The organism is Actinomadura logoneensis, assembly GCF_003428695.1.
Lineage (GTDB): Bacteria > Actinomycetota > Actinomycetes > Streptosporangiales > Streptosporangiaceae > Spirillospora > Spirillospora logoneensis.
Genome location: NZ_QURH01000320.1, coordinates 1 through 26,311, shown reverse-complemented (window position 1 = coordinate 26,311; position 26,311 = coordinate 1). Strand labels below are relative to the sequence as shown.

The 26,311-nt window shown below is 73.7% G+C and carries 17 protein-coding genes; 11 read left to right on the top strand and 6 right to left on the bottom strand.

Annotation, left to right across the window (positions count from 1 at the left end):
• Window positions 1–115 precede the first annotated feature (115 nt).
• Genes DZF91_RS20275 through DZF91_RS20265 form a run of 3 tightly spaced genes read left to right on the top strand, consistent with a single transcriptional unit; the run spans window position 116 to window position 7,002 of the window.
• Entirely contained in the window at window positions 116–5,143 is a 5,028-nt protein-coding gene (locus DZF91_RS20275) for a hypothetical protein (protein WP_117359037.1), read from the top strand.
• Between the two features lie 8 nt (window positions 5,144–5,151).
• Window positions 5,152–5,802 carry a PhzF family phenazine biosynthesis protein gene (locus DZF91_RS20270; protein ID WP_117359036.1) on the top strand — a complete coding sequence of 217 codons (651 nt, stop codon included), beginning with the start codon at window positions 5,152–5,154 and terminating at the stop codon, window positions 5,800–5,802.
• Window positions 5,803–5,841: 39 nt separating this feature from the next.
• The gene (locus DZF91_RS20265; RefSeq protein WP_199486750.1) at window positions 5,842–7,002 is read left to right on the top strand and encodes a serine hydrolase domain-containing protein; all 1,161 of its coding nucleotides are present in this window, start codon (window positions 5,842–5,844) and stop codon (window positions 7,000–7,002) included.
• A 220-nt stretch (window positions 7,003–7,222) separates the two neighbouring features.
• Here the strand turns inward: DZF91_RS20265 and DZF91_RS20260 are convergent, their stop codons facing one another.
• The gene (locus tag DZF91_RS20260; protein WP_117359034.1) at window positions 7,223–7,798 is read right to left on the bottom strand and encodes a PadR family transcriptional regulator; all 576 of its coding nucleotides are present in this window, start codon (window positions 7,796–7,798) and stop codon (window positions 7,223–7,225) included.
• Window positions 7,799–7,861: 63 nt separating this feature from the next.
• Here DZF91_RS20260 and DZF91_RS20255 point away from each other — a divergent pair, with 63 nt between their 5' ends.
• The 5 genes from DZF91_RS20255 (at window position 7,862) to DZF91_RS20235 (ending at window position 13,468) form a co-directional block, all read left to right on the top strand.
• On the top strand, window positions 7,862–9,031 hold the full coding sequence (locus DZF91_RS20255; RefSeq protein WP_117359033.1) for an FAD-dependent monooxygenase: 1,170 nt from the start codon (window positions 7,862–7,864) through the stop codon (window positions 9,029–9,031).
• 141 nt (window positions 9,032–9,172) lie between these two features.
• Complete coding sequence (locus tag DZF91_RS20250; protein WP_117359032.1) at window positions 9,173–10,720, top strand: MFS transporter; 1,548 nt, start codon at window positions 9,173–9,175, stop codon at window positions 10,718–10,720.
• Window positions 10,721–11,180: 460 nt separating this feature from the next.
• Complete coding sequence (locus tag DZF91_RS20245; RefSeq protein ID WP_117359031.1) at window positions 11,181–11,483, top strand: hypothetical protein; 303 nt, start codon at window positions 11,181–11,183, stop codon at window positions 11,481–11,483.
• A gap of 573 nt (window positions 11,484–12,056) precedes the next feature.
• Window positions 12,057–12,623, top strand: coding sequence for a methyltransferase family protein (locus DZF91_RS20240; RefSeq protein WP_147341230.1), 567 nt, complete (start codon window positions 12,057–12,059; stop codon window positions 12,621–12,623).
• A gap of 122 nt (window positions 12,624–12,745) precedes the next feature.
• On the top strand, window positions 12,746–13,468 hold the full coding sequence (locus tag DZF91_RS20235) for a hypothetical protein (protein WP_117359029.1): 723 nt from the start codon (window positions 12,746–12,748) through the stop codon (window positions 13,466–13,468).
• A 118-nt stretch (window positions 13,469–13,586) separates the two neighbouring features.
• Here the strand turns inward: DZF91_RS20235 and lysX are convergent, their stop codons facing one another.
• The gene (lysX, locus tag DZF91_RS20230) at window positions 13,587–16,835 is read right to left on the bottom strand and encodes a bifunctional lysylphosphatidylglycerol synthetase/lysine--tRNA ligase LysX (RefSeq protein ID WP_235834432.1); all 3,249 of its coding nucleotides are present in this window, start codon (window positions 16,833–16,835) and stop codon (window positions 13,587–13,589) included.
• 297 nt (window positions 16,836–17,132) lie between these two features.
• Between lysX and DZF91_RS20225 the strand changes: the two genes are divergently transcribed.
• The 3 genes from DZF91_RS20225 to DZF91_RS20215 all read left to right on the top strand — a co-directional run bounded on the left by DZF91_RS20225 (window position 17,133) and on the right by DZF91_RS20215 (window position 22,528).
• Window positions 17,133–18,830, top strand: coding sequence for a serine/threonine-protein kinase (locus tag DZF91_RS20225; protein ID WP_235834431.1), 1,698 nt, complete (start codon window positions 17,133–17,135; stop codon window positions 18,828–18,830).
• Window positions 18,831–18,914: 84 nt separating this feature from the next.
• Entirely contained in the window at window positions 18,915–20,702 is a 1,788-nt protein-coding gene (locus tag DZF91_RS20220; RefSeq protein WP_117359026.1) for a serine/threonine-protein kinase, read from the top strand.
• Window positions 20,703–20,779: 77 nt separating this feature from the next.
• On the top strand, window positions 20,780–22,528 hold the full coding sequence (locus DZF91_RS20215) for a serine/threonine-protein kinase (protein WP_117359025.1): 1,749 nt from the start codon (window positions 20,780–20,782) through the stop codon (window positions 22,526–22,528).
• Between the two features lie 51 nt (window positions 22,529–22,579).
• On the opposite strand, the gene DZF91_RS20210 is transcribed toward DZF91_RS20215, so the two are convergent.
• The 4 genes from DZF91_RS20210 to DZF91_RS20195 form a co-directional block, all read right to left on the bottom strand.
• Complete coding sequence (locus DZF91_RS20210) at window positions 22,580–23,872, bottom strand: DUF6114 domain-containing protein (protein WP_117359024.1); 1,293 nt, start codon at window positions 23,870–23,872, stop codon at window positions 22,580–22,582.
• A 7-nt stretch (window positions 23,873–23,879) separates the two neighbouring features.
• The gene (locus DZF91_RS20205; protein WP_117359023.1) at window positions 23,880–24,479 is read right to left on the bottom strand and encodes a DUF6230 family protein; all 600 of its coding nucleotides are present in this window, start codon (window positions 24,477–24,479) and stop codon (window positions 23,880–23,882) included.
• A gap of 224 nt (window positions 24,480–24,703) precedes the next feature.
• Window positions 24,704–25,384 carry a response regulator gene (locus DZF91_RS20200; RefSeq protein ID WP_117359022.1) on the bottom strand — a complete coding sequence of 227 codons (681 nt, stop codon included), beginning with the start codon at window positions 25,382–25,384 and terminating at the stop codon, window positions 24,704–24,706.
• Window positions 25,385–25,518: 134 nt separating this feature from the next.
• Window positions 25,519–26,184: a response regulator transcription factor gene (locus DZF91_RS20195; RefSeq protein WP_117359021.1), complete on the bottom strand. Its 666-nt coding sequence runs from the start codon at window positions 26,182–26,184 to the stop codon at window positions 25,519–25,521.
• Between the last annotated feature and the right edge of the window lie 127 nt (window positions 26,185–26,311).

Here is a 26,311-nt window from a genome sequence, read left to right as displayed (position 1 = left end):
CTACCCGGCGGGCGCGCCCGGCGGTCACGGAACCGGGGCCGCCGGCTCGGCGGCCGAGTCGGCGGGGGCGACCGGCCGGACCGGTGCGTCTGAGCGGGGGCCCGGCGGTTACGCGATGCAGGCGCGGACGTCGGGCGGCTACCCGGCGGGCGCGCCCGGCGGTCACGGAACCGGGGCCGCCGACCAGGCGGACGAGTTCGCAGCGGGGAGCGGCCAGGCCGGCGCTTCCGGGCGCGCTTCCGGCGGTCACGCGACGATGGCGCGGACGTCCGGGGGCCACCAGACGGGCGGGCCCGGCGGTGGGGGCGCGGCGCAGGGTGGGGCGGCGGTTCACTGGTTGTCGGAGTTGCCCGCCGAGGTGTTCGTCGAGGCGGAGGCCGGGCCGGGGCAGGTGCTGTTCAGCGTGCCGCTGATCCCGCTCCGGCCGCCGTCCGTGCCGGTCGAGTTCGACGCGTGGCTCGCCATGCGGCACTGGTACCGGGCGCTGCGCGACCTCGCCGACCAGGACCTGGTGCTCGTCACCGGCCTGCTGTCCTGGCGTCCGCCGGACGGGCCGCCGGTGCGCGGCCACCTGCTGTCCACGCCCGTCGAGATCGTCGTGGACGACCGGACCGAGCGCGTCGACGTCGTCCTCGCCGGCCCCACGACGCCGCTCGACCACGAACTGCTCGGCGGGGTCCCCGGCTACGAACCCGGCCGCGCCGCCTGGGTCTGGGACGCCGTCCAGGCGGGCCAGGGCTTCGCGCTGCGCGCCTCGGTCTCGGACGTCCTGCGCAAATGGTGCGCCGCGGCCTTCGCCGCCGACGACGGGCCGGCGGCCGTGTACCGCGACGACTGGGCGCCGGGCGGGCAGCCGGGGGAGATCCCGGCGGTCCGGCTCGCGCCCGCGCTGGCCGTCCGGCGGCGAGCGCGCAGCACCGGCCTCGCCGCCTACTACGACCTGCTGATCTCCCGGCTGGGCGAGCCGCCGCCGGACGGCCTGGTGCGGTTCCTCGCCGCCGACCTGCGCGTCCTGCACGTCCCCGATCCGAAGCCGAACGCCGCCGCCGGACTGCTCGCCGGGATGACCGCGCAGGGCCGGCGCGTCCTGGTCGTCCGCCCGGACACCGACACCGGCGGGATCCCGCCGCGCCCGGACCTGCCCCGGACGCCGCCGCTCACCGAGGGCGAGGTCGCCGAACTCCTGCGCCTGCTCTCCCGGCGCACCCTCGCGCCCCCGGCCGACACCGCCGCGCTGCCCGACCCGAACCGGATCCTCGCCCTGGTGAACGTCGAGCGTGCCGTCCCGCCGGAGGCGTCCGGGGAGGTCGCGCGCCGCCTGCGCCAGTTCGACCCGGCCGTCCTCACCCGCCTGACCGGACGCGTCGGGCAGGTGGACGGCATCCTCAACGAGCTCGGCCTCGGCGCGCACCCGTCGCGCTGGCCGTCCGCCGACCCCGCCGCGCGCGCGTTCGCCGACCTCCTCGCCCGCCGCCGCCCCGCCGTCTGGGACCGCGTCGCCGAGATGTCCGTCCAGGCCGACCGCGCCCACCGCGCCGCCCGCTCCCTGCGGGGCCGCCGCGTCGTCCTCCCGCCGGACGCGTCCGCCCGCGACCTCGCCGACGCCGCCCACGAGCTCCGCGCCCACCTGCTCACCGGCGGCACCCTCAAGCGCGGCCCGATGCGCTCGGCCGCGCAGCGCAAGGCCGAACCGCTCCTCGCCACCGTCACCGTGGACGGCCAGCCGCCGACCTCCCTGCCGCTGCTGGAGATCGTCCTCACCCACCTCACGGCGGAGATCGCCTGCCAGGACCTGCACTACGCCTGGGACGCGGCGGGCGTCCCCTTCCGCACCGACCTCCCGCTCGCCGACCGCGCCGCCCGCTTCGCCGACGCCCACGCCCGCCTGGCCCGCGTCCGCATCCTCGCCCCGGTCGTCGCCGAGGTGTCCGAACTCGGCATCCCGGTGACCCACCCGCTCCAGTGGCACGGCCTGACGGTCGGCCTCGCCGCCGCGCACCTCGCCGCCGAAGCCGACCGCGCCACCGCCGCCCTCACCCACCTGCGCGACGCCATCGACCCGTCCCTCACCGACGTGCGCGCCGCCCTCGATGCCCGCGACCCGGACGCCTACACCCGCGCCCTGCACGCCCTCGCCGAGGCCCACCGCATCCGGACCCGCCGCGACGCGCTCCTCGCCCGCCTGCACGCCGTCCACCCCGACCTCGCTGCCCGCATGACCGCCGACCCCTCCGCGTTCTCCACCCTGCCCCGCACCTGGGCGTCCGCCTGGACCGCCGCCCGCGAGACCGACCCCGACGCCGTCCCCCTGTGGGACGTCCCCGCCGCGATCCCCCCGGTCCCCGACTCGCTGGACGCGATCATCCTCGACAACGTCCACGACGCGGGCCCCGAAGCCCTCTTCCTCCTCTGGTACACCCCCCGGGTGATCCTCCTGGGCCGTCCGGGCCCGGACCTCCCGCCCCTGGACGCACCCCGCCCGCCCCTCCCGCAAGACCTCCACGACGCTCTGGCCCCCACCACCCCCCTCTACAAGGCCCTCCTCTCCAGGGCCCTGGAAGCCTCCGACCCCAACACCCCACGCCCAACGCGGACTCCCCAAGAAGCCACGTCGTCCCCCCGCACCCCCAACCCCGCCCAGTCTCAGCCCGCCACTCCCAAGCACCACCACACTCCCGCCGAGCCGTCCGCGCCTGCCCGGCACCAAGCTTCCGCCGAGCCGTCCACGCCCATCCAGCGCCACGCGCCCGCCGAGCCCTCAGCACCCACGCCCACCCGGCACCAAGCTTCCGCCGAGCCTTCCGCCCCCGCACCCACGCGGCATCACGCGTCCACCGATCCCTCCGCCCCCGAGCAGGAGCAGCCTCGGCAAGACCCCACCCATGCCCAAAGGGCGGAGCCCGCACCCGGCCACATCCCCACACAGGATCAAGTGGACGCGCGGCCAGCTCAGCCAACCCGGCAGTGGCCGCCCGCCCACCCCTGGCCGAGCCCACCCGTCCACCGCGCCCACCCCGCCAAGACGCAGCAGGAAGGCCCCGCACAAACCCCCGAGCCAGCGCAAAGCGAGCACCCGCAGGATGCACGGCCCGCGCACGTGGACGGACGCCCGCGAATGGGCGAGGCCACGCGGGAAGGCGACCATTCCCAGGTAGGCGCGCCCATGCGGGAGGGTGAACGCCTCCAGGTGGGCGAGGCCACGCGGGAAGGCGAGCACTCCCAGGCGGGCGCGCCCACGCCGGAAGGTGAACGCGCGCACGTAGGTGCGCCCACTTGGCGAGGCGAATCCGCGAGAGCCTTGGAAAGGGCGCGCGAAAGCGCCCAGGCGCGGCTCTTGCGGTACGCGTCGGAGCGTGAACAAGCGCAGGCGGGCCAGCGCGCGCAGGAGACTGGCTCCGGGGACTCCAGAGGCAGGGCAGACGCGCCGGACCACCCCGCTGGTGATCCTGCTCCCGGGCGGATGCAGGAGCCTTCCCGTGATGAGGAACCAAAAGACCTTGAGGTCACGCGGACGGACGTGACGGCGCGCGCCGAGCAGTCCACCCCGGTCGAGAAGCCGCAAGGTGCGGCAGCTCACCACGGTAAAAACCCTTACGCTTCGCAGGCTCCAGAGCGCGGTGAGGACGCCACGTCACACGACGGGCCACCGCGCGGTGAGGGCTCTGCGGCTGAGGAAGGTGTTCCGGCGCAGCTCGAGACCGGCACGCGGGATGGGGGCACCACTCACGCCCAGGAATCAGCGTCCGGTGATGAGGCAGCCCTGACTTCGGCACCTGAGGGCCCCGAAGACATGGGGCGCGGCCGTGTGGGCGAGGACGAGGGGAGGAGCGCGGTCCCGCGCGCGGATGGTCCCGGGGAAGGTGCTGAGCATGAACACCGCCGTGAGACTCAGGCGTCCGACGGCGAGACGGGAGAGAACTCTGCGTCCACCGTCCGTCTGAACCGCGAGCGGACGGACGTCGCTTCGCCGCAGCACCCGGCGTCGAACGAAGCGCCCGCGAAAGAGGAAGGCTCCTCGCGTCCTGACCAGCGTGTTGGCCCGGACTCTGCACAGACGCGGGATGACGCGCCAACCGTGTCCCATGACGAAACGGAGCGAGGTGAAAGTGCTGCGCCGCATGCGTCGTCCGCGCGAGCTGAGAGCGATGTCCGAAGGCGTGAGCCGTCGTCTCGGGCTTCTGCTGAAGTCGGAGCCTCGCTTCCGGCTGAGGCTGAGCAGCCCGAACGTCCGGTAGGCGGCCAGGCGCGCGGGGACGCCGGCCACCCCGCGCCCTCTGAGCCCGCCGCGTCGCCCACAGACGGAACCGAGGACGCCGTACCTCTCGACGAGTGTCAGGGACCTGTCGTCCCCGCGCACTCCTCGCGCGCGCAAGACGCGGCGGATGAGGACGATGCGGCGTCTGCGGGCCAAGCCCCAGGCCAGGCGGCGCACGCTACTGCGAGCACGGCCTCTGGACGCCCGCAACACGGACCCGTGGGACGAGAAGAGGCCCGTCCGCATCCCGATGAGGAGGCGGACGCGCGCCACGGTGCGTCTGCACGCCCGGTCGGCGATGTCGAGGCGGTGGAGCGTGCGGAGGGTGCTCAGGCGCACCCGGCCGAGGACGCTGCGCGGGATGGTGGCGGCGGTGGTGCGCATGCGCGGCGTGAGTCCGCTCCGAAGGAGCCCGAGGCCGCTGGGACGGGGGAGTCGGGTTTCGCTGGACGGCGGTCTGGGGCTCATTCGGGTGCCGGGCGGGCGTCTGGGGTTGAGGACGTAGCGGGGCGTCCGCATGGTGGTGCTCATGCGCGGCGTGAGGCTGCCTCTGGGGAGCGTGACGCCGCGCAGGGGGAAGCTGCTTCCGGAGCCCGTCCTGAGCAGCGAGAGGACGCTCCGCAGGAGCGGGGTGAGGGGCGGCAGGCCGGCGGGGCGCCGTCGGGGGGTGGCGCCGGAGTGCCGGCGGTCCGGATCGAGCCTGGGCGGTCGATCGTGAGTTACGCGCGGGACGACCTGCGGATACTCGTCGAGCGGTTGCTGCGGGCGGATCCGGGGCTTTCGGAGGACGACGTGGTGGCGCGGGCCACGCGGTTGCTGGCCTGCCCGCCGGACGAGACCGGGCTGGTGGAGGTGCGGATTCGGTATGCGTTGCATGAGCGTGGTTGACTCCGGGCGTGATCGACTTTGAGGTGGTGCGGGTGTTCTGCGGCGCGGACGGGCGGTTCGGGAACCGGCTCGGCGTGGTGCGGGACGGCGCGGCGGCGGCCTCGCGCGAGGAACGGCAGGCGGTCGCGGGGGAGCTGGGGTTCAGCGAGACGGTGTTCGTGGACGACGCCGCCCGGGGCGTGATCGACATCTACACGCCGACGACGCGGCTGCCGTTCGCCGGGCATCCGTGTGTCGGGACGGCATGGCTGGTGGGCGTGTCGTCGCTGGTGACGGCGGCCGGGACGGTCTCGGTGCGCCGGGACGGTGACGTCACGTGGGTCGCGGCGCGCGCCGAGTGGGCGCCGCCGAGGACGCTGCGCGAGTATGCGTCGTCCGGCGAGGTGGACGCGTTGGAGGTGCCGCCGCCCGGCGAGTGGATCTACGCCTGGGCGCGGACGGACGAGTCGGCCGAAGCCTCCTTCCAGGGGATTCGGGCCCGGGGCTTCCCGGGACGGTCGGACGGGATCGACGAGGACGAGGCGACGGGCGCCGCCGCGCTGCTGCTCACGGCCGAGCTCGGACGGCCGCTCCTGGTGACCCAGGGACGCGGCTCGCAGATCTTCACCAGGCCGCTCGCGGACGGACTGATCGAGGTCGGCGGTCGCGTGTCGCGATGAGTTCGGATGATCGGTTCGGTCTCACCTCCCATGAACACGATGACAGGGGAGGACGGGCTCGCCGAACTGCTCGCCCGGGCTGTGGATAACTCCGCCGTCCCGGGAGCGGTGGGGCTGATCGCGCAAGGCCCGAAGACCGAGGTCGCGGCCGTCGGAAGCACGTCCCCGGAAGGCGGACGGCCGATGGCGCGGGACACGATCTTCCGCATCGCGTCCCTCACCAAGCCGATCACGGCGGCGGCGGCGATGACGCTCGTCGAGGACGGCCGGATCGCGCTGGACGACGCCGTCCGCGAGTGGCTGCCGGAGCTGGCCGCGCCCAGCGTCGTCCGCACTCCGCACAGCCCTGTGGACGACGTCGTCCCGGCGAGGCGCCCGATCACGCTGGACGACCTGCTCACGTTCCGCTCCGGCTACGGCTACCCCGCCGACTTCTCGCTCCCGGCGGTGGCGCTGTTCGCCGAGCGGTTCCAGCGCTTCGTCCTGGAACCGCGCCTCGCGCCCGGGCCGGACGAGTGGATGGCGTCCCTCGCGAGCATCCCGATGGTGAACCATCCGGGAGAGGCATGGCTGTACCACGCCAGCTCCGACATCCTGGGCGTGCTCATCGCCCGCGTCGCCGGACGACCGCTGGACGTGTTCCTCGCCGAGCGCGTCTTCGAGCCGCTGGGCATGGCCGACACCGGTTTCTGGGTGCCGGAGGAGAAGCGGCACCGCTTCGGCCCGTCCTACGGGCGCGGGCAGGACGGCGCCCTCGAACTGCACGACGTCCCGGACGGCCAGTGGAGCGCGCCGCCCGCCTTCCCGTCGGGGGCGGGCGGCCTGGTCTCGACCGTGGACGACTGGGCCGCGTTCGGCCGGATGCTGCTCGACGGCGGCACGGCCCCGGACGGCCGCCGCCTGCTGTCCCCGGCGTCCGTCGCGCTCATGACCAGCGACCACACGACCGCCGCCCAACGCGACGCCGTCCGGCTGTTCCTGCTCGGACAGGGCTGGGGGTTCGGCGGGGCCGTGGACGTGAACGCCGACGAACCGGCACACCGGCCCGGACGCTACTGGTGGACGGGCGGCAGCGGCACGACCGCGCAGATCGACCCGTCCTCCGACTCGGTCGCGGTGCTGTTCACGCAGGTCGAGATGGGAAGCCCGGCCCCGCCGCCCCTGATGACCGCCTTCTGGGAACTCGCCGGACGGCTATAGCTCCGAACCCCAGCCGCAATAACGCCGCGCCGCGCGGCTGCGCCGTCGTGCCACGGGCTATGACGCGGTGGCGTGCTGTTGTGCCCACGTGGCCTCCCGCGCGGAGCGATGGCGTCCGCCTGGGTAGGACGTTGCGTCTCGCGCGCGGGGAGGGCGGGGGCCCAACGCAGCGGCTCGACCACAAGCCCGGCGTTGCGTCTCGCGCGCGGGGAGGGCGGCGTCAGGGGGTCGCGCCGGTCCAGGTGAGGGTGCCGGAGCGGAGGTCGTCGATGACTCCGCGGAGCCAGGCGTGTTCGGCGGCGGTCACCGCGCGCGCGTACTCGGTCTCCAGCCCGGCGACCCGGTCCAGGTTCTCGCGGGCGTTGCGGGCGAGGACGCGGTCGTGTTCGGCCAGCAGCCCGTCCACCTTCGCGGCGCGCCGTTCGAGCGCGGACAGCGCCTCCGCCGGCGCGATCATCAGCAGGTTCGACAGCGCGGCGGGGAACTCGGGGTAGTCGCGGCGCGGGGTCGCGAGCATCTCGTCCAGCCAGGCGCGCGCGGTGGCGCGGCCCTCGTCGGTGATCTCGTAGACGGTGCGCTCCGGGTACGCCTGGTCGCGCTCGGTCGCGCGCACCCGGATCAGGCCGCCCTCGGTGAGGCGGTCGATCGTCCGGTAGAGGCTCGTCCGCTGGCCGACGTTGACGACCTGGTCCTTGCCCCAGTCCTTGATCAGCCGCTGCATCCCGTACGGATGCAGCGGCTTGTACAGCAGCAGGGCGAGGACGGTCAGCCCGAGCGGTGAACTTCGTACGGCCATGCGCCCAGGATAGTCAGGAGCAACTAGTTGACACAACACTAGTTTCAGTGCGACTATCGGGCCATGACGAACAACACCGCGGTTCGCACCGCTCTGGTCATCGGCGGCGGCATCGCCGGACCCGTCGCCGCCCTCGCGCTCGCCAAGGCCGGCGTCGAGGCGACCGTCTACGAAGCGCGTCCCGAGGCCGCCGACGGCGTCGGGGCCATGCTCAGCATCGCGCCGAACGGCCTCGCCGCCCTCGCCCACGCCGGCGCGGACAAGGCGGTCCGCGAGGTCGGCCAGCCCGTCCCCGGCGTCGTCATGCAGGACGGCACGGGACGCGTCCTCACCGACTTCCACGGATTCCCCGGCCTGCCCGAGACGCTCGCCCTGCGCCGCGCCGACCTGTTCCGCGCGCTCGGCGACCACGCGGTGGCCTCGGGCGTGCCCGTCCGGTACGGGAAGAGCCTGGTCAACGTGGTCGAGAGCGCGGACGGGGTGACCGCCGAGTTCTCCGACGGGACCACCGCGACCGCGGACATCCTCGTCGGCGCGGACGGCATCCGGTCCACCGTCCGCACGCTGATCGACCCCGCCGCGCCCGCCCCCGGATACGGCGGAGTGCTCAGCTTCGGCGGCATCGCGGCCGACGGTCCCGACGTCGCCGCCCGCCCCGGCATGATGCACTTCGCGTTCGGCCGCACGTTCCTCGGCTTCTGGGCGCTCCCGGACGGACGCGTCGTCTGGTTCGGCAGCCTGCCGCGCGAGGAGCCGCTGACGTCCGCCGAGGTCCGCGCGGTGCCGAACGAGGACTGGCTGGCGCGGCTGCGCGAGCTCTACACCGGCCACGTCCCCGGCGAGGCCCTCATCGGACGCACCGCCCCCGAGGACCTCATGGCCGTCGGGCCGATGGAGTTCATGCCGAGCGTCCCGACCTGGCACACCGACCGGATCGTCCTGCTCGGGGACGCCGTGCACGCGCCGTCGTCCAGCTCCGGGCAGGGCGCGTCGCTGGCGGCCGAGAGCGCCGTCGAACTCGCCCGGTGCCTGCGCGACCGGCCGACCGCCGCCGAGGCGTTCGCCGCCTACGAGGCCCTGCGCCGTCCGCGCGTCGAGGCCATCACCGGCGCCGCGCAGAACAGCAACAAGGCCAAGGCCGGAAAGGCGGGCGACAAGCCGTCCTTCCCGACGCCGGAGCAGATGTTCGCCCCCGTCCACACGTTCCACATCGACTGGGACGCCCGAGTCTGACCCGGCGCGCCGAGGCGCCCCGCCCCCGCGCGCCAAGGCGCCCCGCCCCCGCTGGGGTGACCTCGGCGTACAACCCCAGGTTGTGGGACGGGCCCGGACGGTTGTTTGAGTGCAGGTCGGCGTGGGTGTTGGATCCCGGCTGTGGCTTTCCGGTTGTCCCTCGGACGGGATTTCGCATGGCTGTGGCGCGCCTACGCCGTCAGTGCCCTCGGCACCTGGCTCGCGCTCGACGCGTTCCCGATGATCGCCGTCCTCGCGCTGCACGTGGACGCGGCGCGGGTGTCGCTGATCGCGGTCGCGGGCGGCGCGGCGGCGGCGCTGCTGGCCGTCCCGCTCGGCCCGTGGGTGGAGTACCGGCCGAAGCGCGCCCTGATGGTGAACGCGGACCTGGTGCGGTTCGGGGCGCTCGCGACCGTCCCCGCCGCGTACCTCCTGGACGCGCTCACCTACGCGCACCTGCTGGTCGTCGCGGTCGTCGTGGCGGTCGCGAACATCGTGTTCGTCGGCGCGTCCGGCTCGCACCTCAAGGCGCTCGTCCCGGCCGGACGGCTCGGCGACGCCAACGGCGGCTTCGAGTCGGTGAACTGGCTGTCCACGGCGGTCGGACCGCCGGCGGGCGGCGCGCTGATCGGGCTGTTCGGGCCGGTCGCCACGGTCGTGCCGAACGCGCTGAGCTTCCTCGGCTCCGCGCTCGCCATCCGGCGGATCCGGCGGCCGGAGCCAGCGCCGCCCGAACGCCCCGCCGGGACGTCCCGGCGCGCGGAGACCGCCGCGGGCTGGCGGGTGATCGCCGCCAGCCGCGACCTGCGCCTGCTGTTCGCGCACACCGTCCTGACCGGCGCGCTGATCATGGCGGTCGCGCCGCTGATGACCTTCCGGATGATGGGGGACCTCGGCTTCTCGCCGCTGGAGTACGGCATCGGCATCGGCGTGCCGTGCCTCGGCGGGCTCCTCGGCGCGCGGGTGTCGCGTCCGCTGGTGGCGCGGTTCGGGTCGCGGGCCGTCCTGCTCGGCGCGGGCGTGCTGCGCCTTCCGGGGGTCCTCGGCCTGGCGTTCGTCGGGCCCGGGCCGTCCGGACTGCTGGTCTTCATGGTGGCGCAGCTCGACCTCATCGTCGGCTCCGCGATCTTCAACCCCGCCTTCGCGACGCTCCGCCTCCAGCTCTCCGGCGAGCGGACGACCGCGCGCGTCCTCACCGCGTGGAAGATCGGCGGACAGGTCGGCATCGCGGCGGCGACGCTCCTGTGGGCCGTCCTCGCCGCCGCGACGGACGCCGGGACGGCGGTCGCGACAGCGGGCGTCGCCCTGGCCGGAACGGCCTTCTTCCTCCCCTGGCGCCCGCGACCAACGCCCGCCCCTGAACACGACCCGCAGACGGACGTCCAGACCGTCCAGCAATCCCCCGAGACGAAGAACGAGCAGACCACCAACGCGGACGTCAAGCCTGCCGGAGGGGACGTCGAGCCCGCCGGAGCGGGCGTCGAGCAGACCGCCGTCCAGCCCGCCGATGCGAGCGCCAAACAGACCGTCGTCGATACCGCTGATGCAGGCGCCGAACGGACTGCCGGCGAGCCCGCCCCGCACACCGTCGGCGCGACGGGACGTGAGACGGGTATCGAGACCCGGCCCGAAAACGTGGCCGAAACCCGTTCCGACGCGGAGGCGGGAGCCGGGAGCGTTCGGGGCTGACGGTCAAGGCACGACAAAGCGTGCTCCGACTCGTCCGGACAAGAGGGGATTGGCGGCTTCCTGCTCCCATGCCGAGCTTCGGGATCGGGCCGCCTACCGGGGAGCCGGTCCGCCACACTGCCCCGGTTAGGGTCATCGGGCCGTCCAATCCGGCGGCGTCCGCCGTCGCGCGGGGCTCCGGAACCCTGCCGCGCCGCCGGAAGCAGACGCCGCGCAGGGGACCGGGAACCGCCCGGCAGGTCACCGCCGGACGGACGCGAACCGGACGCGTGCAGGACCGTGCCAGACCACGTGCCCGGCGCGTCCGGGACCGTGCCACGTCACAGACTTGGCGCGTGCCAAGACGCGTGGGCGGCTGTGCCGGGCCTCGTGCTGGGCGCGTGTCGGTGGGGCGGTGATGACTGCTGAGGGAGGCGTCTCGGTGTCGGGGCGTCGAGGAGCCCGTCCGACGGAGGCGGTCATGAGAAGCAGCGCCGCGCGGCGCGAGCGGCGGCGGATGGAGCGCCTGCGGCACCGCCTGAACGGCCTCGGTTGGCAGGTGGTGCGCCGCTACGAGGGGGAGCGGCCGCTGATCCGTGTGCTGTCACCGGTGAGTTCCTGCGTCGGCGACAGCGTGGTGATCGACGCGGGCTGGTTCCGCTCGGGGACGGGCGTCTGGCTGGCCCCCTGCCGCGAGGCCGACCGCGCCGCCGAGGCCGTCGCGCAACTCCTGGCCCCCTACGTGATCGCCATCGTCATGGCCCGCCATCAAGACGACGACTGACCCCTCTCGCAGCATGGGCGTGCGCTTCCGCGCGCATGTCTCAGGCGTCCCGCCCCGAACGCCGCGCTGCCAACGGTGCGCTCGGAACGGTGCGCTGCCAACGGTGCGCTCGGAACGGTGCGCTGCCAACCGTGCGCTGCCAACGCCGTGCTCCGAACGCCGCGCTCTCGACCCGTGGTCCGAACGCCGCGCCGAGCGTGGGGCCCCTACACGCGCGTCCCAGCCGGGACCATCCCCGTGTGCGCGGGGAGTGCGCATAACTTCGAGTCCGACCGCGTCTCGGGCGAGGACCACCCCCGCGTGCGTGGGAGTGCGCGGCGCGGTTACGGTCTTGGACGCTGCGCCGCGGGCCACCTCGCGTGGTCGGGAGGACAGGCGGTGTCCATTGCGCTCGTGTCCCTGCCTTCCCGGCCGACCGCCGCAGCGGGTGTGCGGGTGGACGGCGGTGTTGGCTCGGGTGGAGATGTGCGGTTCCACCTCTCCTCCGATGACCGGTGTGCGTCCTTCCGGCTACCGTCGGTGAGTACAGGGTATCGGAGGGGCGCCGGACCAGGGGAGACGGCGGTGGCGGACATGGGTGTCTGGGTTTTCGACGCGATGCTGGTCCTCTGGGTGGCCGGCGAGATCGGCCTGCGGATCCGGGAGGCGAGGAAGGCCGGGACGGTCCGCGTGAGCGAGCACGGCACGCTCTGGACCTTCGTCCTGTTCGGCGTGGGCGGCGCGGTCGTCGGGATCGAGGTCGGCGACCTGGTCCCCGTGGTGGAGTGGCATCTCGGCACGGGCGTGTTCCTGGCCGCCACCGCGATCATGCTGGCCGGGCTGGCGGTGCGGTTCTGGGCCATCGCGACGCTGGGGAGGTTCTTCCGGTCCAGCGTGCACGTCCAGGAGGGGCATCGCGTGGTCTCGGGCGGTCCGTACCGGTACGTCCGGCACCCGTCCTACACCGGGCTGATGCTGATCTTCGTCGGGATCGCGCTGAGCTTCGGGAACATCGTGGCGCTCGCGATCTTCCTGGTGGGGGTGTCGGTCGCGATGCTCATCCGCATCCGGGTGGAGGAGCGCGTCCTGTCCGAGGAACTGGGCGACGCCTACCGGGAGTTCGCCCGCACCCGCGCCCGCCTGATCCCGCACGTGTGGTGACGGCCTCCTGCCCCCGCGGACACGTTCGCCTGCGGCTGCGGACGTGTTCGGGGGCGAAGCGTCGGAGGTGTGCCGTAGGGTGCGCCACGACCGCATTCCGCTGGAGGACGGGGCTGGGGTCTGTGGCGAGTTGGGACGCGGACGCGCTGGTCGAACTGCGCGCGGCGGCCTTCCGGAGGGACGGGGCCGCCGGTTTCGCCGTGCTCCGGAACCGTCCGCTCGCGCCCGTCCTGCAGTTCGCGGGCGACCTCCTCGCGGACGCCCTGAACCAGGCCGACGCGGGAGGCGGGCGGGACGCGTCCGGCGGGCTTCGCCGGGACGACGTCGAGGCGCTCGCCCGCAAGTGCCTGGAGGCCCTGGAGGGCCGCGACGCCGCCGGGGACGACCTGCTGGCCGACACCCTCCGCGACGCGCTCGGCGCCCCGCCCCGCGCCCACCCACCGCTCCGCGAGCCGGTCCCCGTCGATCTCGGCGCGCTGGCCTACGCGCTCGCGGAGGGCGGCCCGGTGACGTTCCTCGACCTCCGCACCGGCGACCTCCTCGACGAGGACGAGCTACACGACCTCCACGAGCACGCCGAGCAGGACCACGGCCGCCGCCTTCAGGCCGTGTACGCCGAGGCCGCCGAGGCCGCCGCGTCCGCCGACGACGACATGCACGACTTCGCCGACATTGAGCCGAACACCCCGGCCCCGATGCGCGACGTCCACGCCTACAAAGAAGTGCTCGCGGGCACGCGGCTGGAGTTCGCGTGGAGCCTGTTCCGGGAGGAGCGGCAACGCGGCAGGGCCCGGCGGTGGCTCGCCGACCACGGCCTCGAACCCGCCCCCAGGCGCTTCCTCTGACAGCACGGGAAGGCCCCGGCCCGGGAAACCACATCCCAGGCCGGGGCCTCCAGCCGTCCGGCGCGTCCGACGTCCGGCGCGTCCGGCGTCCGGCGCCCGGCGTGTCCGCGGCGTCCGGTTACAGTCCTGGACGGACGAGCGGGAACGGGACGGTCTCGCGGATCGACCGTCCGGTGAGGGTGATCAGCAGCCGGTCGATGCCCATGCCCATGCCGCCCGCCGGGGGCATGGCGTACTCCAGGGCGCGCAGGAAGTCCTCGTCCAGCTCCATCGCCTCGGGGTCGCCGCCGGCGGCCTGGAGCGACTGCTCGGTGAGCCTCCGCCGCTGCAGGATCGGGTCGATGAGCTCGGAGTAGGCGGTGCCCAGCTCCAGCCCGAAGACGATCAGGTCCCACTTCTCGGCGAGCCGCGGGTCCTTGCGGTGCGGGCGGGTCAGCGGCGAGGTCTCGGCCGGGTAGTCGCGGACGAAGGTCGGGAACATCAGCTCGCCCTCGACCAGCTCCTCGAACAGCTCCTGGACGAGCCGCCCCTGCCCCCACTCCGGCGCGTAGCCGAGCTTGATCCGGTCCGCGAGCGCCCGGACGGCCGGCAGCGGTGTGTCCGGCGTGACCTCCTCGCCGAGGGCCTCCGACACCGAGCCGTAGACGGTGATCTCCTTCCACGGCTCGCCGAGGTCGTGCTCGACGCCGTCGCGCACCACGACCGTCCCGCCCGTCGCGGCGCGCGCCGCGTTCACGACCAGGTCGCGGGTGAGGACGGCCATCGTGTCGTAGTTCCCGTACGGCTCGTACGCCTCCAGCATCGTGAACTCGGGGTTGTGCGTGGCGTCCACGCCCTCGTTGCGGAAGTTGCGGTTCAGCTCGAAGACCTTGCCGACGCCGCCGACCAGCAGCCGCTTCAGGTAGAGCTCGGGCGCGATCCGCAAGTAGAGCTGCATGTTGTAGGCGTTGATGCGGGTGGTGAACGGACGGGCCGTCGCGCCGCCGTGGATCGGCTGGAGCATCGGCGTCTCGACCTCCAGGTACCCGCCCTCGCGGAGCGTGTCCCGGACGGCGGCCACCGCGTCGCCGCGCATCCGCAGCATCCTGCGCGACTCGTCGTTGACGATGAAGTCGACGTACCGCTGCCGGACGCGCGCCTCCGGGTCGGACAGGCCCGTCCGCTTGTTCGGCAGCGGGCGCAGGCACTTGGCCGTCAGCTTCCACTCCGACGCGAGCACCGACAGCTCGCCGCGCCGGGACGTGACGACCTCGCCGGTCACGCCCACCTGGTCACCGAGGTCGATCAGCTTCTTCCACTGCGCGAGCGGTTCGGCGCCGAGCTCGTCGGCGGTCAGCATGACCTGGATGTCGCCCGTCTCGTCGCGCAGCCGGACGAACACCAGCCGGCCGTGCTCGCGGGCGAGGACGACGCGTCCGGCGACGGCGACGCGCCGTCCGGTGCGGGTGTCCGGCGCGAGGCCGGGGTGCGCGGCGAGGACGTCGCCGACGTAGTCGGTCCGCTCGAAGCCGAGCGGGTAGGGCTCCATCCCGGCCGCGCGGATCTCGGCGAGCTTGGCGTGCCGCACCCGCTCCTGCTCCGACAGCCGCCGCTGCGGGGCGCGGCGGGCCTCCGCCGCCTCCTCGATCTCGGCGATCTTGGCGACCAGCTCCGGCGTCGGGACGCGGTTGGCGGCCCGCTCCAGCTTGATCCGGTTCAGCGACGGGACGAACCCCTCGGCGCGCGCGTACGCCAGGCCGAGCCGGACGAGGTCGCGGGACTGCTGGTAGCAGATGAACCGTGGCCGCCAGTGCGGCAGGTACTTGGAGTTGGACAGGTACAGCGACTCCAGTTGCCAGAACCGGGACGCGAACGACAGCAGCTTGTAGTAGAACCGCGCGATCGGCCCGGCGCCGATCTGCGAGCCGCGCTCGAACGCCGACCGCAGCATGGCGAAGTTCAGCGAGAGCTGCTGCGCGCCGACCGCCGCGGCGCGCTCGGCGAGCTTGGCGACCATGTACTCGTTCAGGCCGTTCTCGGCGGCCCGGTCGCGGCGCATGAGGTCGAGCGAGAGCCCGGTCCGTCCCCACGGGACGAACGAGAGCAGGCCGCGCAGCTCGCCCTTGGAGTCGAACGCCTCGACCATGACGCAGCGTCCGTCGGTCGGGTCGCCGAGGCGGCCGAGGGCCATCGAGAAGCCGCGCTCGGTGGCCTCGCCGCGCCAGGCGTCCGCGCTGCGGATCAGCTTGGCCATCTCCCAGTCCGGGATCTGCGAGTGGCGCCGGATGCGGACGGTGTACCCGGCACGTTCCACCCGGTGCACGGCCTGCCGGACCTGCCGCATCTCCCGGCCGTCCAGGTTGAAGTCGGTGAGGTCCAGGATCGCCTCGTCGCCCAGTTCCAGGGCGTCGAAGCCGTGCCGGGCGTAGATGTGGGCGGCGCGCTCCCCGACGCTGACCGCCCCCGGGATCCAGGAGTGCGTGCGGCACTCGTTCAGCCACGCCTCGATCGCCTGGTCCCACGACTCGGGGTCGCCGAGCGGGTCGCCGCTGGCCAGCGAGACCGAGCCCTCGACCCGGTAGGCGATCCCGGCGCGGCCGTTCGGCGCGGCGATGAAGTCCTTGTCGCGGCGCAGCGCGAAGTAACCGAGCGAGTCCTGGTCGCCGTACTCGGCGAGCAGGCCGCGCGCGGAGAGCTCCTCCTCGGGGCTGAGCACCGCGTCGCGCCGGCCTGGCCGGAACAGCGCCCACATGGTGACGATCAGCAGGCCGGTGCCGAGCACGCCGATGATCACGTCCACCCAGCCGGGCACCCGGACGTCGATCGGCTCGCCGGTGATGCCCGCGCCGAGGACGGTCTGCAGCGCCACGTACCAGGGGTGCGACCAGAAGCTGCCGGCCTTGTCCTGGTCGGTGACGGTGACCAGGAACGTGCCGATGCCGCCGCTCAGCACCAGCAGGACGGAGAAGACCACGGCCGCCAGCCGCCGGTTGGCCCGGTCGGGCAGCGAGGTGAACTGGCCGCGGGACGCGAGCGCCATGGTGAGGACGAGCCCGTACGCACCGGTGGTGACGACCTCCCCGACGGCCGTCGGCTGGCTCGGGTCCAGCACCGTGTGCAGCAGGAACGCCACCGAGAACGCGGTGTACAGCCCGAACAGCAGCACCAGCAGCCGCCAGGCGGCCTTCTTGCGCCGCCGGATGCCCATCGACAGCAGGATGAACAGCAGGCCCCAGGGGATGCTGGGGAAGACCGCCAGGTAGTACAGCCACCGCAGTGCCCAGATGTCGGCGAGTCGGACGATGAGGTCCGAGGACAGCCAGGAGAGGATGGACACGATCCCGGAGAGCCGGGTGTACCAGAAGAAGACGGTGGGCGCCGCTTCCATGAGTCTTCGCCAACCGGTGCGCAGGCTCCCCGTTTCGCCTGTTGCCGCCATGGTTCTCCCGTCAGGACTGTCGAATCTTGGGATATTTGTACCGGGTGACGCCCTGCTCACGCCCACCGCCGACGATAGTGACCATCCCATCCGGTCTGACTGTTATGTCTACTGGATAGGGTGACGCACGGCGGTCCGCGGACAGGGGCGGATCATCGCGCTCCCGGCGGGTATGACCCGCCGGAGAGAAGGTTCGTTCGCGGGCCGGGTCCAAGATTGTCATCAAAAGTCGATATGGTCGCGGATATGCCACAGGAGACCACCGGGGAGCGGTTGCTCGCCCATCGCTACCGCCTGGTGACCCAGGTCGGTCGTGGTGGCATGGGAACGGTCTGGCAGGCCCATGACGAGGTGCTCGGCCGGGACGTGGCGGTGAAGGAGGTCATCCTCCCGCACGGCCTCACCGACGAGGAGCGGACCGTCCAGTACAAGCGGACGTTCCGGGAGGCGCGCACCGCCGCCCGGCTCGGCCACCCCGGCGTCGTCACCGTCTACGACGTCGTGGAGGAGGACGGCCGCCCCTGGATCGTCATGGAGCTCATCCACGCGCGCTCGCTGGACCAGGTGATCAAGCAGGAGGGCGCCCTCCCGCCCAAGCGCGCCGCCGACATCGGCCGCCAGATGCTCGCCGCGCTGCACGCCGCGCACGACGCGGGCGTGCTGCACCGGGACGTCAAGCCGTCCAACGTGCTGCTCGCGGGCGGCGACCGGGCCGTCCTCACCGACTTCGGCATCGCCACCGCCGCGGGCGACGCCACCCTCACCCAGACCGGCCTGGTCATGGGGTCCCCGGCCTACATCGCGCCCGAGCGCGCCCGGGGCCGCACCGCCGGCCCCGCCTCCGACCTGTGGTCGCTCGGCGTCACGATGTACGCGATGGTCGAGGGCCGCTCGCCGTTCGAGCGCCCCGAGCCGATGGCCGCGCTGGTCGCGGTGATCTCCGAGGAGCCCGACCCGCCGACCCGCTCCGGCCCGCTGACCCCGGTCATCCAGGGCCTGCTGCGCAAGAACCCCGACGAGCGGATGGACGCGATCGAGGCGGGCCGCCTGCTGGACGACATCGTCCGCGCCCCCACGGTCGACACCCAGCGCACCATCGCCGTCGAGTTCCCCGAGGCCACCCGGCCCGGCCCGGAGCAGGCCCCGGCCGAGCCCGACCGCGCCCGCGCGGCCGAGTCCGCCGGGACCGTCCCCTCGCCGGACCGTCCCACCACCAGGCCGCAGCTCCCGCAGCTTCCCCCGACGGTCGGCGGCGTCTCGTCCCGCCGCCTGCTGCTCGTCGCCGCGATGGTCGTGGTGATCGTCCTGGCCATCGCCGGCATCGTGTGGGGCGCCACGCACGACAACGGCGGCGCCGCCAAGCCTTCCGCCGTCCAGTCGAGCCGGCCGCAGAAGACGGCTTCGAGGACGGCCCCGACGACGGCCCCCTCCACCCCGGCGCAGACGACGTCGGCCAGCGCCCCGCCCGCCTCCCCGGCCGTCCCGGCCGGCTTCCGCGTCTACAAGGACCCGCAGGGCTACTCCCTGCCGATCCCGGAGGACTGGAGCAAGCCGGAGCACCGGGACGGCGGCGGCGGATGGTTCTTCTACTCGCCGGACCGCAGGACCTACATCCAGGTCGACCGGGCCGAGGAGGCCAACACCAGCGCGCTCCAGGACTGGAAGGACCTCGAACCCGCCCGCAAGCACGTCTTCAAGGGCTACACCCTCATCGGCATCCAGCCGGTGCGCAGCGGCAAGCCCGTGAGCGACCCGAGCGGGGAGCGCGCCGCCGACTGGGAGTGGACGTTCGACGGCCGCGACGGCCGCGTCCACGCCCTGAACCGGGGCTTCGTGATGAAGGGCCACGGCTACGCCATCGTCCTCTACGCGCCCGACAGCCAGTGGTCGAAGACCCTCTCGGACCTCCAGCCGGTCTACGCGGGGTTCACTTCCGAGAAGTGACGGACCCCCTGAGCCGCTTCCGGAGGGGCGGAATATGCGGCTCGTTCGCCTGTCCGTTATGCGTTGTCGGTAAAGTCGCTGCTCATGGCGGAGGGTGAAGTGACGGGACCGGGGACCGACGTCCCCCTCGCTGGCCGCTACCGGCTGCTGTCGGTGCTGGGCAGGGGCGGGATGGGGACGGTCTGGCGGGCCACCGACCAGACGCTGGACCGCGAGGTCGCGATCAAGGAGATCCGGCTGCACCCGTCGCTCACCGACGAGGAGCGGAGCACCGCGCACGCGCGGATGATGCGCGAGGCGCGGGCCTCGGCCCGGCTCGGGCACCCCGGCGTGGTGACCGTGCACGACGTGGTGGTGCACGACGACCGGCCGTGGCTGGTCATGGAGCTCGTCCCGTCCCGGTCGCTGCAGGACGTGGTGGACCAGGAGGGGCCGCAGCCGCCGCAGCGCGTCGCCGCGCTCGGCCGCCAGCTCGCCTCGGCGCTGCGGGCCGCGCACGCCCTCGGCATCCTGCACCGGGACGTGAAACCCGCGAACGTGCTGGTCACCGACGACGGACGGGCCGTCCTCACCGACTTCGGCATCGCCCAGCTGTCCGGCGACGCCACGCTCACCCGGACCGGCATGGTCATGGGCTCGCCCGCCTACATGGCGCCCGAGCGGGTCAAGGCCGAGGCCGTGGGCCCGTCGTCGGACGTGTGGGCGCTCGGCGCGACGCTGTACACCGCCGTCGAGGGCCAGGCGCCGCACCACCGCAGCGACGCCATGGCCGTGCTCGCCGCGATCATGACGATGGACGCCCCGCCGCCGCGGCGGGCGGGCGCGCTGACGCGCGTGCTGACCGCGATGCTCGACCGCGACCCCGCGCGCCGTCCGAGCATCGACCAGGTCGAGCAGGAGCTCGGCCGGGTCGCGTCGGGGGCTCCGGCGGCCGCGCAGGTCGCGGTCCCGCCCGTGTGGACCGAGCCGGCGACCCGGCACGTCACGGCTCCGGCACCCGGTGAGGCCGCGGTGCACGCGTCCGCCCCGCCCGGCGGAACCTACGCTCCCGACCTGTCCGGCGGAGCCCACGGCTCGATTCCGCCCGGCGGGACCCGCAGCTCGGTGCCGCCCGGCGGAGCCCACGGGCAGGTGCCGCCCGGCGGGAACCACGGGATGGCCGGGGCTGGGGGAACCCACTCGGCGCTCCCGGCCGGCGGGAACCACACGGTGTCCTCGTCCGGCGGGCCGCACACGGTGGCGGCTTCCCAGCGCGGGAACGGCGGCAGGATCGTCCTCGGCGCGGTCGGGGTCGTGGCGGCCCTGGTGATCGCCGGGAGCGGGCTCTACTACGCCTTCGGACGCTCGAACGACGCCGCCGCGGGCCCGTACGACAGCCAGCCGTCGCCGAGCGGCTCCGCGCCCTCGAAGGAGCACCCGAAGCCGTCGGGCGGGGGGATCAAGCCGAACCGGCCGCCCGCGGGAATGCGGTTCGAGCGCCTCGGCGGCCTCCGCGTCGCCGTCCCGAACCACTGGAAGCGCCAGGACGACCGGACCTTCGTCGACCCGGTCACGCACGGCTACGTCCAGGTGGACGACCGGGTCTGGACGGGCACGCCCATGAACCACTGGAAGTCGTGGATGCTGGACCCCAACACCGCCAAGGCCCTGAGCGAGTTCTACCAGATCGGCCTGCGGTCGGCCACGACCAGGAACGGGCAGCCGGCGGCCGACCTGGAGTTCACCTGGCTGCGCTCCGGCGAGCGCACGCACGCCCTGGACCGGGGGTTCCGCAAGAACGGGCAGCCCTTCGCGGTCATCGTCGTCGCGCCCGAGCAGCAGTGGGGCGCCATGCGTCCCACCCTCACCCAAGTGCTCGAAAGCGCCGGATAGAGCTGATCCAATGAACCGGGGGACGCCCGCGCGCGTCCCACACTGCAGCATTTGCTCCGACGGGGGACCATTTGGTCATGGGAGAGGGACGTCTGCTCGCGGGCCGCTACCGGCTGGACACGGTGGTGGGCCGCGGCGGCATGGGCACGGTCTGGCGCGCCCGCGATCTCACGCTCCACCGCGAGGTGGCGGTCAAGGAGGTCGTGCTGCCGCCCGGGCTCAGCGAGGGCGAGCGGGACGTCCTGTACGAGCGGACGCTGCGGGAGGCGCGGGCCTCGGCGCGGCTGAGCCATCCCGCGGTGGTCGTGGTCCACGACGTCGTCGAGGAGGACGGGCGGCCGTGGATCGTGATGGAGCTCGTCCTCGCGCCGTCGCTGCAGGACGTGCTCGACCGCGAAGGGCCGCTGCCGCACCGCAGGGTCGCCGACATCGGGATGCAGATGCTCGGAGCGCTGCGGCACGCGCACTCCAAGGGCATCCTGCACCGGGACGTGAAGCCGTCGAACGTGCTGCTCTGCGACTCCGGCCGGGTCGTGCTGACCGACTTCGGCATCGCGCAGATGGAGGGTGACGCGACGCTGACCCAGACCGGGCTGGTCATGGGCTCACCCGCGTACATCCCGCCGGAGCGGGCGCAGGGCGCGCGGGCCGTCCCGGCGTCCGACCTGTGGTCCCTCGGCGCGACCCTGTACGCCGCGCTGGAGGGCCGCTCGCCCTACGAGCGGTCGGACGCGATGTCGTCGCTGCAGGCGGCGCTGCTGGAGCCGGTGCCGCCGCCGCGCAACGGCGGGCCGCTGCGTCCCGTCCTGGACGGGTTGCTGGCCCGGCAGCCGATGCACCGGATGAACGCCGAGCAGGCCGAGCCGCTGCTCGCCCGCGTCGCCGCGACCACCCCCGCCCGGCGCGAGGCCGACGCCGGGACGACGGTCGCCGACGACGTCCGGACCGTCCTGGACGGCCCGTCCGAGACCGTCACCGACCCCGCCGACCTGCTGCGCCGCGGGTCGCTGCGGCAGGAGCCCGCGCCGCCCCGGCACGATCCGCGCCCGCCGCGGCGGCACACGCCCTACGTCCCCCGGGCCCGGACGGCGGCGGACGAGCCGCCCACCGCGCCCGACTCCCCGGCCGCCGAGACGATCGAGCGGGAGCCGTACAGGCGGGTCTCGACGCCGTCGTCACCGTCCTCGCGGCCGGCGGGGTCCATGCCGTCCGCGCGGTCCTCGAACTCCGCACAGGCTCCGGACTCCGCACCGTCCTCGCGGTCCTCGTCGCAGCAGGGACGGCGCCGCAACACCGTGCTGGTGACGGTCATCGTGCTGCTGGTCGTCGGCGCGGTGCTGGCGGCGGCGTTCCTGATCCGGCGGCAGGTCTCGGGAAGCGACGCGGGCGCCGGCTACAAGACGTTCTCGCGGGACGGGTACCGGGTGTCGCTGCCCGAGGACTGGCACTGGGCCGCGTCCGTGGACGGCCCGCCGCAGATCCAGTCCCCGGACGGCAACTCGTTCCTGCTCGTGGACCTCTCGCCCTGGACGATGGACGCCGCCACCCCGGGCGCGCAGGCGAGGAGGCAGGCCTCGCTGGCCCCCGGGTCGGCGCGCCTGCCCGGTTACCGGCCGGCCTCCCTGAACCTGAACCTGACCTACCAGGGCGTTCCGGCCGCGGACTGGGAGTTCACCTTCGTCCGGGGCTCCCGGTTCCATGTGGTGGACCGGTTCGTCCAGCTCAAGGGCCATCCGTACGCGCTGTACTTCCGGACGCCGGAAGCGCGCTGGGCGGACAGCCAGAAGATCCGCGGAACGGTGTACGCCACCTTCCGGGTCAACTGACCGCCCGCCCAGGGGGTGCGGCCGACGTGCGTGCGGCTTCCGTCCGGCGGGTCAGCTCTGGCCGGAGGAGAGCGCCGAGGCGTGGGCGTCCCGCGCGGACACGGCCGGCTGCTCCGACACGACGTCCGTGAGGGTCATGAGGGGCAGGACCAGCGGCGGCGGGTGCTCGGGGCTGAACGTCAGCGGGACGCCGAGCAGCTTCGACGACATCTTCGTCGTGTACATCACCACGCCGCCGGTCAGGGTGAGCTGCGGCGTCGTCATCCCGGACGCGACCGCGCCGTGCCGGACGGTCTGGTTCACGTTCTTCAGCACGGCCTTGTCCATGCTGAACCGCAGGGCCTTGACCGTCCCGGCGCCGGTCTGCAGGTCGGCGACGCCGTCGTAGCTCAGCCCGGTCATCGCCAGCGAACTCGCGCGCAGCGTGGACAGGTCGCTGTACGCCCCGGCGACCGTCCCCGCCGACTTCTCCTTAACCTTGGCCGTCGGCGACGCGCTGGGCGACGCGCTCGGGCTCGGGGACGCGCTCGGCGAACCGCTGGGGGAGGCGGTGGGGGACGCGCCGGGGGACGCGGCGGAGCTCGGCGAAGCGCTCGGCGACGCGGACGCGCTGGGCGACGCCGCCGGAGACGTGCTCGGGGACGCGTCGAACGGCTGCCCGCCGAGCAGGTGCCCACCGAGCAGCGCGGGGGCCGCCGCGATCGGCAGGGCGATGCCCAGGATGCGTCCGCCCCGGGGAGCGGCATGGGCGCCCCTCCCACGGGACTCCTGCGCAGGCCGGGGCGCGGCCCCGGCCCCCGCCGCACCCGGACCACCGAGGGGCGACGGCGCCTGCGCGGCACCCGCCCCCATCGGACCGGTCGCGGCCGTCGGGGTGCCCGGGGACATGGGGGCGACCGCCGGGTTGATCGGGGCGACGCGGACGTCAGGAGCGGCCGTGGTGACCGCCGGGGCCGGGAATCCGGCCGGTGGGGCGTCCGCCCGGCGCTTCTTCACGCCGGGCGTCCAGGCGAAGCCGAGCGCCCCGCCCAGCAGCCCCAGCAGCATGCCGACCAGGAACCCGCCGAAGTTGGACGTCAGGAACGAGCCCAGCGACAGCAGGACGGCCAGCACGCCGAAGAAGGTGCGCTGCGCCGGCTGGAACCACAGCAGCAGTCCCGCGACCACGAGCAGGGCGCCGAACAGCCAGCTCGCGATCCCGGCCATGCCCTGGTGGATGACGAGCGGCATCGGGGCCAGCGGGATGGAGATGATCTCCAGGCCGCCGAGGACGGCGAACAGCCCGCCCCAGAAGGGACGCGTGCGCCGCCAGCGGCGGAATCCGTGCGGAGTCGGGGAGCTCATGCGCGCCTCAGAAGCACTCGCTGCCGAGCTTCATCGACAGGTTGTTCAGCTTGAAGGTCCCGGCGGTGGTCGCCCAGGCGGTCTGCCGGACGTTCTTCAGGTGCACCTCGTCGGCCTGCTGGCCGAACATGCCCGCGCCCGCGCGGCCGAGCGCGCCCGGGTTCTTGTCCAGGGTGGACGCGTCGCGGCCGATCTCGATGTTCCTGAACACGGCGTCGGCGTCGAGCTGCGCGACGTCCAGGGTCAGGTCGTGCGCCTCGACCGGCTTGCCGGCGTCGCCCGCGGTCAGCCGCAGCACCACGCCCGGCATGACCTTCACCGACTGGCACATGTCGGTGATCTTGGCGTCCTTGATGCCGGAGATCTGGACCAGGTGGTGGGTGCCGTTCTTCTCGCCGTCGGCGCCGCCGTACTGGACGAACCCGGTGCCGTCGAGGGACGCGGCGCGCACCTTGAAGCTGCTGCCGGAGACGGCGAAGGAGGACGCCAGCGCGCCCTGCGCGGTCATGAAGACCAGCGCTCCCGCACCCACCACGGCGGGCCCGGCGAGGGCGGCGAAACGCTTCCAGCGGACCTTGCCGAGCGCGGTCTCGGGGGACTCGGACATGTGCTCTCCTGGGGGACGAGGGGGTGGGGAAACGGTCATCCGGGGACAACCGGTGACGGACGTCACCTCCGTGACACTTCGTGCAAGTTACCCTCAAGTACTTACTTGCTCAAACCCCAGGCCGAAATTCGAAGGTAAAACCTGAACGCGCTGAGCTGGGAAGTATTCGAATGATCGTGTAATAGGGGCGGTTCGGGACGCCCGAAAACGATCACTCGCAGTGATCAGATCCGCGGCGCGACGCCCTCGCGCAGCAGCGGATCGAACGCCTGGCGCAGCGCGCGGACCTGCGCGCACAGCGGAGGCACGGACGGCTCCAGCTCCTCCGCCAGGGACTCGATCTCGCGCAGCCGGGCGTCCACGAGCCGCAGCCGCCGCTCGGGCGGCCCGGCCGAACGCCCCGCGTCCCGCCCCGCGTCCCGACGCGCGCCACCGCACCCCGCCGGGACACCGCCGCACGCCGGTTCGTTGCGCGGCTCGGGGACGCGGTGCGCGGCGGCGGCCTGGCGGAGCTGTTCGCGCTGGTGGCGGTCGAGTTCGACGAAGGCGGTGACCTTCGCGCGCAGCAGCCACGGGTCGAACGGCTTGCCCAGCAGGTCGGCGGCGCCGGCGGCGTAGATCCGGGGAGCCAGGTCGGGGACGCCGCTGGCGGTGAGGAAGATGATCGGGACGTGCCGGGTGCGCGGCCGGCTGCGGATGTGCCGCGCGGTCTCCAGCCCGTCCATGCCGGGCATCACCAGGTCCATGAGGATCAGCCCGAAGTCCTCGCCCAGCAGCGCCCGCAGCGCGTCGCGGCCGGAGTTCGCGCAGACGACCTCCACGGGCAGCGCGTCGAGCACCGCCCGCAGCGCCACCAGGTTGTCCGCCCTGTCGTCGACCGCGAGGATCTTGGTCACGTCGGCCACGCCCAGCCCTCCGAAGTCACCGCTCGGCCCGTGCCGGTCACCCCCCGGACCTCACCATCGCACGTCCGCACGCTGAGCGACAGAGGAACGTCGCAGAGTGAGAATCTCCCGCGGGGGCAGGGCCTGCGGGCCCCTCAGGCGAGCCAGCCGGGCCGGACGAGCCCGGACTCGTAGGCGTGCACCACCAGCTGCGCCCGGTCGCGCGCCCCGAGCTTCACCATCGCGCGGCTGACGTGCGTCTTCGCGGTGGCCGGGCTCACCACCAGGCGGCCCGCGATCTGCTCGTTGGACAGTCCCTCGCCGACCAGCGCCAGCACCTCGCGTTCCCGGTCGGTCAGGTCGTTCAGCCTCGGCGACACATGGGCCGGACGGGTCCGGGTGGCGAACTCGGCGATCAGCCGCCGGGTCACGCTCGGGGACAGCAGCGCGTCGCCGTTCGCCACCACCCGCACCGCGTGGATCAGCTCGACCGGCTCGGTGTCCTTGACCAGGAACCCGGCGGCCCCGCCGCGCACCGCCTCGAACACGTACTCGTCCAGCTCGAAGGTGGTCAGGATGATGATCCGGACGCCGGTGAGGCGCTCGTCGGAGGCGATCCGGCGGGTCGCCTCCAGCCCGTCCAGGCCGGGCATCCGGATGTCCATGAGGATCACGTCCGGGCGCAGCCGCCGCGCGTCCGCGACGGCCGCCTCGCCGTCGCCCGCCTCGCCGACCACCTCGATGTCGGGCTGCGCGGCCAGCAGCGCCCGGAAACCCGCCCGCACCAGCGCCTGGTCGTCGGCCAGCAACACCCTGATCATGCCCGCTCCTCCTCGCCGTCGATCGGCAGCACGGCCTCCACCCGGAACCCGCCGCCCGGCCGCGGCCCGGCCCGGAACGAGCCGCCGAGCGCCGCCGCCCGCTCCCGCATCCCGCGCAGGCCCGCCC

Coding starts and splice junctions, on each gene's coding strand:
- DZF91_RS20275 (WP_117359037.1), top strand. CDS start 116: ATGCAGGCGCGGACGTCGGGCGGCTACCCGGCGGGCGCGCCCGGCGGT.
- DZF91_RS20265 (WP_199486750.1), top strand. CDS start 5,842: ATGACAGGGGAGGACGGGCTCGCCGAACTGCTCGCCCGGGCTGTGGAT.
- DZF91_RS20260 (WP_117359034.1), bottom strand. CDS start 7,798: ATGGCCGTACGAAGTTCACCGCTCGGGCTGACCGTCCTCGCCCTGCTG.
- DZF91_RS20255 (WP_117359033.1), top strand. CDS start 7,862: ATGACGAACAACACCGCGGTTCGCACCGCTCTGGTCATCGGCGGCGGC.
- DZF91_RS20245 (WP_117359031.1), top strand. CDS start 11,181: ATGAGAAGCAGCGCCGCGCGGCGCGAGCGGCGGCGGATGGAGCGCCTG.
- DZF91_RS20240 (WP_147341230.1), top strand. CDS start 12,057: ATGGGTGTCTGGGTTTTCGACGCGATGCTGGTCCTCTGGGTGGCCGGC.
- lysX (WP_235834432.1), bottom strand. CDS start 16,835: ATGGAAGCGGCGCCCACCGTCTTCTTCTGGTACACCCGGCTCTCCGGG.
- DZF91_RS20225 (WP_235834431.1), top strand. CDS start 17,133: ATGCCACAGGAGACCACCGGGGAGCGGTTGCTCGCCCATCGCTACCGC.
- DZF91_RS20220 (WP_117359026.1), top strand. CDS start 18,915: ATGGCGGAGGGTGAAGTGACGGGACCGGGGACCGACGTCCCCCTCGCT.
- DZF91_RS20215 (WP_117359025.1), top strand. CDS start 20,780: ATGGGAGAGGGACGTCTGCTCGCGGGCCGCTACCGGCTGGACACGGTG.
- DZF91_RS20210 (WP_117359024.1), bottom strand. CDS start 23,872: ATGAGCTCCCCGACTCCGCACGGATTCCGCCGCTGGCGGCGCACGCGT.
- DZF91_RS20205 (WP_117359023.1), bottom strand. CDS start 24,479: ATGTCCGAGTCCCCCGAGACCGCGCTCGGCAAGGTCCGCTGGAAGCGT.
- DZF91_RS20195 (WP_117359021.1), bottom strand. CDS start 26,184: ATGATCAGGGTGTTGCTGGCCGACGACCAGGCGCTGGTGCGGGCGGGT.